This is a genomic window from Gluconobacter roseus, assembly GCF_046058915.1.
Classification (GTDB): domain Bacteria; phylum Pseudomonadota; class Alphaproteobacteria; order Acetobacterales; family Acetobacteraceae; genus Gluconobacter; species Gluconobacter roseus_A.
In genome coordinates this window covers 1,656,600-1,668,746 of the sequence record NZ_CP175538.1, presented here as the reverse complement: position 1 = coordinate 1,668,746, position 12,147 = coordinate 1,656,600, and the positions used below count along the sequence as shown (strand labels likewise).

Below are 12,147 nucleotides of genomic sequence, written 5' to 3'. Positions count from 1 at the left end.
CTGTTTTCGATATTGCCATGGGCAGGAGTTCTGAATCCGGAAGCCCTGCCTGCCGGAGGACCGTCATGACCCTGTTTCGCTCCCTGTATCATCAGGGATTCGCCCGGATCGCTGCCTGCACGCTGCCAGTGACGCTTGCCGAACCGCGCATTAACGGGGAACGGGCGCTGGAGGTGCTGCGTGAGTGTGACCGGCAGGGCGTGGCGGCGGTGGTGTTTCCGGAGCTTGGGCTGACGGGCTACACGCTGGAAGATCTGCGGTTTCAGGATGTGATCCTGAACGGGGCGCTTGAGGCCCTCCGGCAGGTTATGGCGGGCTCGCGGGAGCTTCTGTCCGTTGCCGTGGTGGGGCTGCCGCTGGTGCGGGGGGACCTGCTCTATAACTGTGCGGCGGTCGTGCATCGCGGGCGGGTTCTGGGTGTGGTCCCGAAGTCGCATCTGCCGCGCTACCGGGAATTCTATGAGCCACGGCATTTCACCTCCGGGCTCCAGACATCCGGGACGATCAGGCTGTTTGGCGAGGATGTGCCGTTCGGGACGGATCTGCTGTTTCAGGCCGAGGATGTGCGCGGGCTGACACTGGGCGTGGAGATCTGCGAGGATCTGTGGGTGGCGTCTCCGCCGAGCGGGAAGCTTGCGGAAGCAGGAGCCACGGTCATTCTCAATCCGTCGGCATCACCGGTCACGATCGGGCGGACAGATGATCGGTCACTTCTGTGTCAGGCGCAGTCCATGCGGACGCTGACAGCCTATGCCTATGCGGCGGCGGGTGAAGGGGAGTCCACGACCGATCTGGCCTGGGACGGGCAGGTCTCGATCCATGAGGCGGGGCGGCTTCTGGCGCAGTCGGACCGTTTCCCGCAGGGTGAGCGGCTGGTGGTCGCGGATGTGGATCTGGATCTGCTGCGGCAGGAGCGGATGCGGACGGGGCAGTTCGGGCAGTCGGGACAAGCGTTCCGGACGATCGAGTTCACGCTTGCGCCGCCGAGGACGGATCTGGGGCTGAAACGGGAAGTCGTGCGGTTTCCGTTCGTGCCATCCGATGCACGGACACTCGCGAGGGACTGCTACGAAGGCTGGACCATTCAGGTCAGTGCGCTGCGCCGGCGGTTGCAGGCGAGTGGGGCGCAGCGGGCCGTGATCGGTGTTTCAGGCGGTCTGGACAGTACGCTGGCGCTGCTGGTTGCAGTGCGGGCAGCGGATGAGCTTGGCTGGCCCCGGACGCATGTCCTCGCCTACACAATGCCCGGATTTGCGACGGGAAGCGAAAGCCGCTCGCTGGCCCATGCGCTCATGGAGGCGCTCGGCGTTGAAGTGAACGAACTGGATATCCGGCCGACGGCGCAGACGATGCTGGCGGGGATCGGTCATCCCTTTGCGGAGGGGCAGCCCGTCCATGACATCACGTTCGAGAACGTACAGGCGGGGCTGCGGACGGATTTTCTGTTCCGGATCGCCAATTACCGCAATGGGATCGTGATCGGGACGGGGGATCTGTCGGAGCTGGCGCTGGGCTGGTGCACCTATGGCGTGGGGGACCAGATGTCCCACTATAACGTCAATGCCGGGATGCCGAAGACGCTGATCCAGCATGTCATCCGCTGGCTGGCGCGGGATGGAAAACTGGGCGACGGTGTGGTGGGGGCGGTTCTGGAACAGATCGTCAATGCGGAGATTACGCCGGAGCTGGTACCCGATACCGGACAGGGGGTGCAGAGTACCGAACAGACGATCGGGCCGTATCCGCTTCAGGATTTCACGCTTTATCATATCCTGCGTCACGGGTTCCGTCCGTCCCGGATCGCGTTTCTGGCGGAGAAGGCCTGGGGTGATGCATCGCGTGGCGACTGGCCTGCGCATTATCCCGAAGACCGGAAGATTTCGTACGATCTCGCAGAAATCCGGCACTGGATGGAAGTATTTCTGCGGCGGTTTTTCGGGACGAGCCAGTTCAAGCGCTCGGCCATGCCCAATGGTCCGAAGCTCGTTTCCGGCGGGTCCCTCTCGCCACGGGGAGACTGGCGGGCGCCGTCTGACAGCACGGCGAAAGCGTGGCTTGAGGAACTTTGTGATAATCTCCCTGAAACGAACACACATCCGTGAAGTTTTGGTGTCCAGGAATGTGGGGGGTTTTGTCTGCCCGCATCCGTGCCAATATGTTGGAAACCCGTCACCACATAGGAACATGACTCGTCATGGCTTACGCTACGATCAACCCTTATACCGGTGAGACGCTCAAGACCTTCCCGGAAGCAACCGACCAGGAAGTCCAGACCGCGCTGACCGAAGCCTATGACGCCTTCAAGAGCTGGCGTCACACGCCGTTCGCAGAGCGCGCCAAAATCATGACGGCAGCGGCGAACATACTGCGCCGTGACATCGACAAGTATTCCAAGCTCCTGACGCTGGAGATGGGCAAGATCTATGCCGAAGCCAAGGCAGAGACGATCCTGTCCGCCGAGATTTTCGAGTATTATGCCAAGCATGCCGAAGAGCTGCTGAAGGCCGAGAAGCTGCCGGTTGCCGACCCGAAGGAAGGCGAAGCCGTCCTGATCCATCAGCCGCAGGGCATCGTGTTCGCGATCGAGCCGTGGAACTTCCCGTTTTACCAGATCGCCCGCATCATTGCACCGCAGCTCTCTGCCGGTAATACGGTCATTCTCAAGCATGCCTCCAACGTGCCGCAGTGTGCTGCCGCATTCGATGACCTGATGAAGGAAGCCGGTCTGCCGAAGGGTGGATTCCGCAACCTTTATACGGCCCGTCATCACACGGAAACGATCCTCAAGGATCCGCGCGTCTGTGGCGTGGCTCTGACGGGTTCCGAAGGGGCTGGTGCCATTGTTGCCGGCATCGCTGCACAGGCTCTCAAGAAGTCCACGATGGAGCTCGGCGGTTCTGACGCGTTCCTCGTTCTGGACGATGCCGACCTGGAGAAGACCGCCAAGTGGGCTGCCTTTGGTCGCCATTGGAATGCCGGTCAGGTCTGCGTGTCAGCCAAGCGTCTGATCGTCGCGGATGCCGTGTATGACCGCTTCGTTGAGCTGTACAAGGCAGAAGTGGCCAAGCTGAAGGCCGGTGATCCGATGGATCCGTCCACGACGCTGGCACCGCTGTCCTCGCAGAAGGCTGCAGACGATCTGAAGGCTCAGGTCGAGGAAGCCAAGAAGCACGGTGCGGTTGTCGAAACCATTGGTAACCCGGTTCCCGAGAAGGGCGCCTTCTTCCAGCCGCTGCTGATGACCAACCTGCACGAGAACAATGAAGCCCGTCTGTGGGAGTTCTTCGGTCCGGTGACGCAGCTGTATCGTGCCAAGGACGATGCCGATGCCATCCGTATCGCCAATGACTCGCCGTTCGGTCTGGGTGGATCCGTCTTCACGAAGGACACCAAGCGTGGCGTGAAGGTTGCCGAGCAGATCTATACAGGCATGGTCTATATCAACCATCCGACGATGGTGAAGGCTGACCTGCCGTTCGGTGGCGTGGCCCGTTCGGGTTATGGCCGTGAGCTGATCGGTCTGGGTATCAAGGAATTCGTCAATCACAAGCTGATCGACGTTGTTGATATCGACGCACCGTTCTGATCAAGGCGTATCGGGCTTCTTCGTGAAGCCCGGTTCGATCTTTCAGGTCATGAAAAACCCGCTTCCGGAGTTGTCCGGGAGCGGGTTTTTTTTATACCGATTAGAAGGGCGACGTCAGTTTTTCCGGGGCGTTGCGCGTTCGGCGCTAAGGCGGATCCACGGATGTCTGGCCTGAACGAAAGCCACGACGCGGGCCTTATGGGCGTCTTTTTCGGTCGAAGCATTTGTCATGGATGTCTCGTGCTGGCGGTAATCGGCCAGAATCTGCGGAACATGATGGCCCGGGAGACCGCGTTCCGCCAGTGAGCACCACAGATCAAAGTCTTCCCAGCCCATTGCTTCACGTGAAACATAGTAGCCGCCAACGGCAGCCCAGGCCCATTTGGTGACCATGGCCATGGCGTCGATCCTGTTTCCCGAGACGAGGGAAAAGGGATTGAACGGCAGATCACCAAGAAGTTCGGGCGTGCCCGGCTGCTGATGGGTGTCTGCGCTCATGTCCAGCAGGACCGATCCCTTTTCGTTGAAGCAGGCGATGATCGGATAGGCATAGGCCGTGCCATCCTTCATGGAGTCGAGAAGCGTTTCGCAGGCTTCAGGTCGCAGGGTGTTGTCGGCATCCAGTTGCATGACATGGATGGTCTCTGCCGCATCCATTCCGATGTTGCGTGCACCGCCCAGTCCGGCATTCGCAACGGACTGGCGCAGGATCAGGCGGTTGAAACGGTCGCAATGCCGTTCCATCCATGTCCGGGCCAAAGCGATCGAGCCATCGGATGATCCGTCATCCACGACGATCAGATCCAGCAGAAGCAGGGTCTGCGCTGCGACGGATTCAAGCGCGTCCAGAAGATGGGCTTCATAATTATAGGACGTGATGACGACCGTAACGGACGCCTCACCGAGCGCATCATGATGGAAGAGCGTTTGGCTGGGTGGGATGACAGGGAGGCCGGGGGACGCAAGCCGGTCTCTGGCGAGGTGGGTTTCTACTGAAAGAGCGGCTGCCTCATCGTCGGACATGGACATCAGGGCAAGTTTCATGCGACGCGCCTGTGCCTGCGGGCTGAAGGGCCACAGGACGGAATGATAGGCGTCGCGTGCCATCCGGACACGTCGTTCCGGGTTGTCGATCAGTTCGATCAGGGCTTCGTACCATTCAGCCGGCGTATCAGTCAGGAAGCCGGTTTCTCCCTGACGGATAACCCGTCTGAACGGACCGGTCGGGGACGCGATCGTTGCCGCTCCGGAGAGGGCGGCTTCGAAGAACTTGATCTCGCTTTTGGCTTCGCAGAAGACATTTCCGGTCTCCAGAGGCGCGATGGAGATGTCGAACCGGGCGAACTCGTCCTGCAGTTCGTCGAGGGGGACCATGTCGCGCCATTCGATCTGGTCCTGGACCGGGATCAGGCTCGGAAATTCTTCCATGAGCAGGACAGGACGATGGGTCTCCGGCTCGCGGAACAGAACCAGGCGGGCCTGAGGGCGCTGGCGCAGGATTTCCGCGATTGTAGGACAGATGGGTGCGAAATCCCGCTGGTGGGTTCGTGATCCGGTCGCGTAACCGATGCGGACCAGCCCGTCTCCGGTGTTCACGCGGCCGGGTTCACCACGCATGCGCAGTGCAAGGCGGGCACGCTGGAGAGAGGGCAAATCGTAAATATTGGGAAGCAGGTGCACCACGGGCCGCAGGCTGTGCATGGCAAAGACCAGTTCAGCCGTTGTGGTCGATCCCTGATCGCAGCGCAGGAAGGTGCGACGCATGTCAGAGAAGCATTGCTCGATACGGGCTTCAGTAGCGCCGACCGAACGGATGCCGTCAATCATGTCAATGCGGGCATAATGCGGGACAAAAACAATATCATCCGCATCAAAGACGGTGATGACGTTTTCGGCCTTGGCGAGATCGAGGATGGTACTGACATGGCCGCTGTACTCCACGCGCCACAGGACCATGACGTCTGCCCAGTGGATATCGTCATAGCTAACTGAGGCGCAGGACAGGACCCTGGCTTCAAAGCCTGCATCCCTGGCCGCCGCCGCGTTGCGATGGCAGCGGTAGAGGATACCTGGTGTATCGGGCTCGCCCGCGACGAAAAGGACACGACGCACAGAGAAAGATGCTGGTGCCGGAGCAGGAGGTGTTCCCTGTGAGTCGGTTTCCTGAACTGGAATCTCAGGTGACAGGGAAGGTGGGTGTATGGAGCGTCTCAGTCGCCGATATGCCCGACGCCAGAATGAAGATTTTGGGGAATGGGAGGGGACAGCGTCGTCAGGATGCGTGTCTGTGGCTGGCTGTGCGGGGGCTATGCTTGCCGTCTCTTGTGATGGCGGGTCTGCCAGAAGACGCCTTGTTTTGGTGGACAGCATCCGGAGAGAGACGCGAAGATCCTGAATGGTTTGTGTCTTCTCCAGCGATGACTGCTGGATGGCTTTGGTCTGGGAAAGGATGTGGCGGGTTTTTCGATCGTCATCGAGAAGGAGGCGGATACTGTGACGAAGTACCTGACTTTCCGGCATATCTGACAGCAGGAATTTCAGAAATGGCGACTCTCCCGCATCAATCAGGGCTGTATCCGGAGTAAGGGCAAAGACACCCTGAGCAGAAGGTGATCCGAATTGAAGAACGGGTGCGGATGAGGGTTTGGCCGTGGCGTTCTCGGAAACGTGGAAAAGCAGAGGGAGGGTGACGCTGCGATTATCGTTCGTCGAGGAAACAATCCTGATGTCCAGTGCCGAACAGTAAGTTTCCAATGCTGCGCAAAGAGCAGGACGGATCTGGGTGTGAAGACGTGGTGCACATTCGATCCGGGCAGCGGTCAGGCCCTGTTCCTCAGCCAGAACTATTGTCAGCCAGACCATCAAGGAAATGTGATCCAGGTTGTCCTGCGAACGGAAGACGTTTCGGGGGGCTGATTTTTCGGCGACCAGCAGAAGCGCCAGACATGCCAGATAATGGTCCGCTTTTGGGTGGGAATGTGAAGTGGGAATTGGGAAATTCACGAATGGGCCTGTCAGGATCGCTGTGTCTGTGAGGGGCGGTGGGGTTTAGAAGACGGGAAGTGCAGCCCGGTATGGATCGATGCAATATTGCTGATATTTATTTCTTATGAAATTAACATTGACGGAACTTTTTCGATATAAAAGGATTTGATTGAAGAGCCGGATCATCCGCTCTTTCCCGTTTCCATATAATGAAAACGGAGAACTCGTTGACGGTATGGTATCTTGAATCCTCAAATGACGGGCAGTGAATCCTTGTATCGTGTGCAAAGTGGATTGCTTTTGGCAATCTCGCTCTGATATATCCAAGACTCGTCGCTCGATCATTTGGGTGGTCCGAGGGCCGCCGGTGCGAGGCAACCTTTTTTAGGAGTGCATGGTAATGGCTAACATTACTACAGTAGTTGGCGCCTCCGGCCAGACCTTTGCGGTCACGGTCAATGGTGGGCAGACCCAGCTGCTGGCACAGCAGTATCAGAATGCTGTGTCCTCCCTCCACACTAGTGGCGGGCTTGATTCTTATGACATGGTTCCGGGTAGCAACGCTTCTTCCGGAAGCAATGCCGGTCATGGCCTGATCAGCCAGGGGGGACAGTATTCCCTCACGGACAGCACCACGCAGTACATCTCTGTTGGTAGCTACTCCACGACGGGTCAGGACACGCTGAACTCTGCAGTCAGCCTGGATGTCTCTGGCAGCACGGCCAGCAACATCAGTGTTCTCGCCGGTGATTATGCCGGTGTGTCCATGACGGCTGGCAACCAGAACGGCACCTTCGTCGGTGGCGTTGGCAACAACACGTTCAGCGGTGGCAGCACCACCGGGAACTGGAACATTGCCACGGGTGACGGCAACGACACCATTACGGGCACGAACGGTAACGACACCGTCAGCGCCGGTCTTGGCAACAACAAGATCGATCTGGGCAGCGGTACGAACGTCGTTCGTTCCGAAGGTCAGGACACCATCGGTGGCACGACCGGTACCGACACGGTCACCCTTCTGGGTGGTAGCTCCGTGGTCACGCTGGGCGCAAACGCAACGGTTTACGACACGACGTCGCACAACACCGTTTCGGGCGGCAACAACAGCTTCATCACTGGCGGCAGCTCCAGCACCTACTTCTCGACCGGCGCCATGAGCACCGTTTCGGGCGGTCTGAACGACACCATCTCGGCATCTGCCGATATGTGGCAGGTTCGTGGTACGGCCAACTCGATCAATGCCTCGGGCGCTCTGACGTTCCTGAATGGCACGGGTGCAACGACCGTTTCCGCTGGTACGTCCACGCTGTTCGGCGCTTCGGGTCTTGACCTGATGCTGGTCGGTGGGTCTGCAAGCTCTTCCAACCTGTTCGTTGGCAACGAAGGCAACGAGACCGTCTCGGCTGCTTCCTCCAACGGCACGCTGCATGCCTTCGCAGGTACGGGCAACGAAACCATCATCGGTGGTTCCGGTTCCGATACGCTGGTGGGCGGTTCGGGCGCAGCCACCCTCACGGGTGGTTCGGGCGCTGGCAACCTGTTTGCCCTGACCAAGGGCACTGCTGGTGGTGATTACACGATCACCGACTTCGGCAGCGCAGCTGGTAACCTGATGGCCCTGTATCAGTACGGCCTTCAGAACAACAATGGTCTGGCGAATGTTCTGTCGAGCGCAACGGTTGCTGGTGGCAACACCACGATCGCGCTGTCCGACAACTCCAAGATCACGTTCGTCGGTGTTACCGATCTGAACGCTTCGAACTTCAACCTGAGCTAATGATGGCTTCTGTCATCTGACAGAACCTGAATTGTTCAGGAGGGCCGGATCCGCAAGGGTCCGGCCTTTCGTGTTTCTACGTTAGTTTTTTTATTTTTGTGAAAGCCAGACAGAATGCGGGATGACCCGCGCGATACCCTGACCGACAGCTATCGAAGTGCAGCCCGGCTGAATGGTCTGAGAGCCGAGGAGTTGCAGAGGGAAAACCAGAAGCTTCTGCGTCAGCTTTCCCTGATCCAGACCTCATTATCCTGGCGTGTGACGGTTCCTCTGCGAGCAGTTCGGGCCCTGATGCTGGGCAAGTTGCTTTCAGGACGGCCGGTACGCGAATTGCCGGAACGTTTGCTGCGGCTCTGGGGCCGGGAGGGTCTCTCGGGCATCAGGAAGACTGCTATTCACCGTTTTCGTCGGTTGCGACGGACGCATACGGGCCTGTCGGGTCTGCAGGGCGAAACGGGTCAGGATCATCCTTACAGAACGGCCAGCCCTGTAACGGATGGACTAAGTCCAAAGATTTTGATCATTGCCGAGCTCAGTCTTCGGCAGTGTGCCAAATATCGCGTCTGGCAGAAACGGGATTTCCTGAAAGCACTGGGCTGGGCGGTTCAGGTCGTGGACTGGCGCGACATTGCCGAAGCCATGTCGGCCCTGCAGCTATGTACCCACGTCATTTTCTATCGGGTTCCAGGGTTCGATGATGTTCTGAAGCTGGTGGCGGAGGCGCATCGGCTGAGACTGGCGCCGCGCTGGGAGGTGGACGACCTCATTTTTGATGAGGACGAATATCGACAGAACGGGAATATTGAGACGCTTCCCGCAGCGGAACGTGACCTTCTGATCTCGGGCGTGGTGCTCTTTCGTCGGTGCATGCTGGCCTGCGGGCATGGGATTGCCTCGACTCAGGCTCTTGCAGATGCGATGCGCGATGCGGGTTTGAGTGATGTCGCTGTCCTTGAGAATGCCCTGGATGCGGACACGCTCAGGATCGCCTCATCGCTTCCCGTGCATCAGGGATCGGACCGGATCTGGGTATCTTATGGATCAGGGACAAACACCCATGATGCCGATTTCAGACAGGCCGAGGCAGGCTTGCTTGCGGCGATGGCTGAAGAGCCTCGGCTGTGCCTGAGGGTAATTGGACAGTTGCAGCTCTCTTCGGCTTTCAGTCGCTTCGGAGACCGGGTTGAGCGTCTGACAGAGCTGTCATATCCGGACTATCTGCGGGCCCTGTCACAGACGGATATTGCGATTGCACCGCTGGAGCGGACACTGTTCAACGACTGCAAGAGCAACATCAAGTTTCTTGAAGCGGCTGTAGTCCGGGTTGCTGCCATCTGTTCTCCCTGTGCGGCCTTTCTGACCATCATGCGTGATGGAAAAAACGGTCTTCTCGCTGCGGATGCGGAAGCGTGGCGAAACGGGTTTCTGTTTTTGGCGCGGGATGATGGCTATCGCAAGCGACTGGCTGATGCCGCGTATGCAGACGTGATGGCGCGGTATGCTCCGGAAGCCATGGCGCAGAGTCAGGCCCGTGCCCTGTTTGGTGTTCCGGTGGACAGGCCAGAGCAGGCCCTGAAAATCCTGATGGCGAATGTCTATTTCGCGCCCCGTTCGTTCGGGGGAGCGACGATTGTTGCCGAAGAAATGGGGCGCCGGTTGGTTCGCAAAGGGGCACAGGTTGGCGTCGTGACATCCAGGCCGTCTGTTGCAGATATTCCTGATGGCGACATCCGGTACGATGTGGATGGCATGACGGTCTTTGCTTCTGTGCTGCCCGATGATCAGGGCGGTCTGGGGCAGTTGGACAACCCGGCGATGGCTTCCCGGTTTTCGGAGGTGCTGGACGCGTTTCGACCGGATGTGGTGCATGTTCATGCGGCACAGGGACTCGGAACAGGTCTGTTGAGAGTTTGTCAGGAGAAAGGGATTCCGTATGTCCTGACGCTTCACGATGCTTGGTGGCTGTGCGAGCGGCAGTTCATGGTCCGCGCCGATGGGCGTTACTGTTTTCAGACGATCATCGACCTTTCGGTCTGTCAGGCCTGTGTCCCGGGCGCACGACATCTCCGGGATCGGGATGTCGTGATGCGGCAGGCTCTGGAAGGAGCGGCGCTTCTCATAAGCCCGTCACAGGCGCATCGGGATCTCTATCTGGCTAATGGCATTTCTCCTGACCGCATCGTGGTCAACCGGAACGGATTCCGCTGGCCGGAGCGTTCCCGTCGGGCGCGGATTGCCAGGTCGCCATTGCGGTTTGGATTTGTCGGGGGGACCGAAGCCGTCAAGGGATATGATCTGCTGAAAGAGGCCATGCAGTCTCTGTCGCGGAGTAACTGGGAGCTTGTGTTGGTCGATAACAAGCTCAATCTCGGCTTTCAGTCCATTTTTCCGGAAGACTGGTCGGTCCGTGGACGGCTTCGGGTTGTACCGGCTTACACGCAGGCGGAACTGGACGATTTCTATGACCAGATCGATGTGCTGCTTTTTCCATCGCAATGGAAGGAAAGCTACGGGCTGACAGTGCGTGAAGCGCTGGCGCGGGATGTCTGGGTTGTCACGACGTCGCCTGGCGGGCAGTCCGAAGATGTGGTGGATGGAGTGAATGGAACCTGTCTGCCGCTGGATGGAAAGTCGCAGACGCTGGCGGAGGCTGTTTCCGCGCTTCTGGATGTGCGCGGGCGTTTCGACGGTTATATCAATCCCCAAAAGGACTGTCTGGCGACATATGACACGCAGGCAGACGAACTTTACCAGTTCCTGAAGCAGGCCTGCGGGCGAGAGGTCTAGCGGCCAAGGAGCAGGGCCGTGAGTGCGTGCCGGCGGTCTTCGCTGGCAAGGGCCTGCACAATCCTAGCCCGGAAACCTGCGCGTTTGGCGCGGCTGCGCGGTGGTGTTGAAGCCAGATAAGCCGCGATCCAGTCCGGATTGAAGAATGCCGGATCCGGGATTTCCTGTCTCCACAGATGGGTGGACGCAATTCCGCTGGGATTGTCACGCAGAAGCTCGGTCTTGATGAAGGGAGCATGTCCGGAGCGCAGGACCGTGCGCCAGTCGGTATGCATGGGATTGAGGGCCAGCAGGCGTGCAAGGCCGCGGGGATTGCTCCAGGCCGCTTCCGAGGAAAGACCGGCGGCCGTGATGGCCAGCCCAAGACCAAGCTCACCGTGCAGGACGATTTCGTCTTTGCTCATCTCGGTGAAGGGTTGATTAAAGATGCGCTGGATGGCCGGATGGTCAAGAGCGTCCCGGGTCATGCACAGGAACCAGGATTGCAGATGGGACACCACGGCTTCCGAACGGACCATGCCCCACACCTGAAGCTCCTTCTCCCGCATCCGCTCCACGATCGGGCGCAGCGGAAGGAGAGGGCCGAAAACGCTGTCATTGGCGAACAGGATTTCGGCAGCGTCGCGGTCGCATCCCAGAGAGAGCAGGAACTGCCAAGCTCCGAAGTCCAGTCCGGCATTGGGACGCGGATGGATCGTCGCGGCAACAGCGGCGGGACCTTCTGCGAGATCGTTTCTGAGCGACTGGGCCGCAGCTTCTGAAAGGCCCGAGGCGGCGATGTGGATCGTGAAGCCGCAGGAGGCAATCTGGCGGAGCAGATGACGTGTGTGATGAGGAATTTTCGTTTCTGTGCTGTAATATGCAAATAGGCAGACAGAAGCTGACACGGGCGGTCCTGTTTAAGAAAGAAACGTTAAATTCGTGATATACGGTTGTTTCCGGAGCGGTTCTATAGGAAAGACAGAGACATCCCAAGGAGATAGATGCTCCGCCCTTCGGTTCGCATTAG

At 59.0% G+C, this 12,147-nt stretch carries 6 protein-coding genes; 4 read left to right on the top strand and 2 right to left on the bottom strand.

From position 1 onward, the window contains the following. Positions 1-65 precede the first annotated feature (65 nt). Together ACJ2A4_RS07750 and ACJ2A4_RS07745 are read left to right on the top strand one after the other, a co-directional pair. Positions 66-2,102, top strand: coding sequence for an NAD(+) synthase (locus ACJ2A4_RS07750; RefSeq protein ID WP_408872383.1), 2,037 nt, complete (start codon positions 66-68; stop codon positions 2,100-2,102). Between the two features lie 92 nt (positions 2,103-2,194). Further along, positions 2,195-3,586 carry an NAD-dependent succinate-semialdehyde dehydrogenase gene (locus ACJ2A4_RS07745; RefSeq protein ID WP_062500245.1) on the top strand — a complete coding sequence of 464 codons (1,392 nt, stop codon included), beginning with the start codon at positions 2,195-2,197 and terminating at the stop codon, positions 3,584-3,586. A gap of 114 nt (positions 3,587-3,700) precedes the next feature. On the opposite strand, the gene ACJ2A4_RS07740 is transcribed toward ACJ2A4_RS07745, so the two are convergent. Beyond that, complete coding sequence (locus ACJ2A4_RS07740; protein ID WP_408872382.1) at positions 3,701-5,698, bottom strand: glycosyltransferase; 1,998 nt, start codon at positions 5,696-5,698, stop codon at positions 3,701-3,703. A gap of 1,273 nt (positions 5,699-6,971) precedes the next feature. Here ACJ2A4_RS07740 and ACJ2A4_RS07735 point away from each other — a divergent pair. Continuing rightward, a complete protein-coding gene (locus ACJ2A4_RS07735) occupies positions 6,972-8,351 on the top strand; it encodes a beta strand repeat-containing protein (protein ID WP_408872381.1) in 1,380 nt (459 codons plus the stop codon). Between the two features lie 114 nt (positions 8,352-8,465). Then, positions 8,466-11,138, top strand: coding sequence for a glycosyltransferase (locus ACJ2A4_RS07730; protein ID WP_408872380.1), 2,673 nt, complete (start codon positions 8,466-8,468; stop codon positions 11,136-11,138). On the opposite strand, the gene ACJ2A4_RS07725 is transcribed toward ACJ2A4_RS07730, so the two are convergent. Beyond that, positions 11,135-12,025 (bottom strand): rhamnan synthesis F family protein, encoded by an 891-nt coding sequence (locus ACJ2A4_RS07725; protein ID WP_408872379.1) that lies wholly within the window; start codon positions 12,023-12,025, stop codon positions 11,135-11,137. The genes ACJ2A4_RS07730 and ACJ2A4_RS07725 overlap by 4 nt on opposite strands. Positions 12,026-12,147 lie beyond the last annotated feature (122 nt).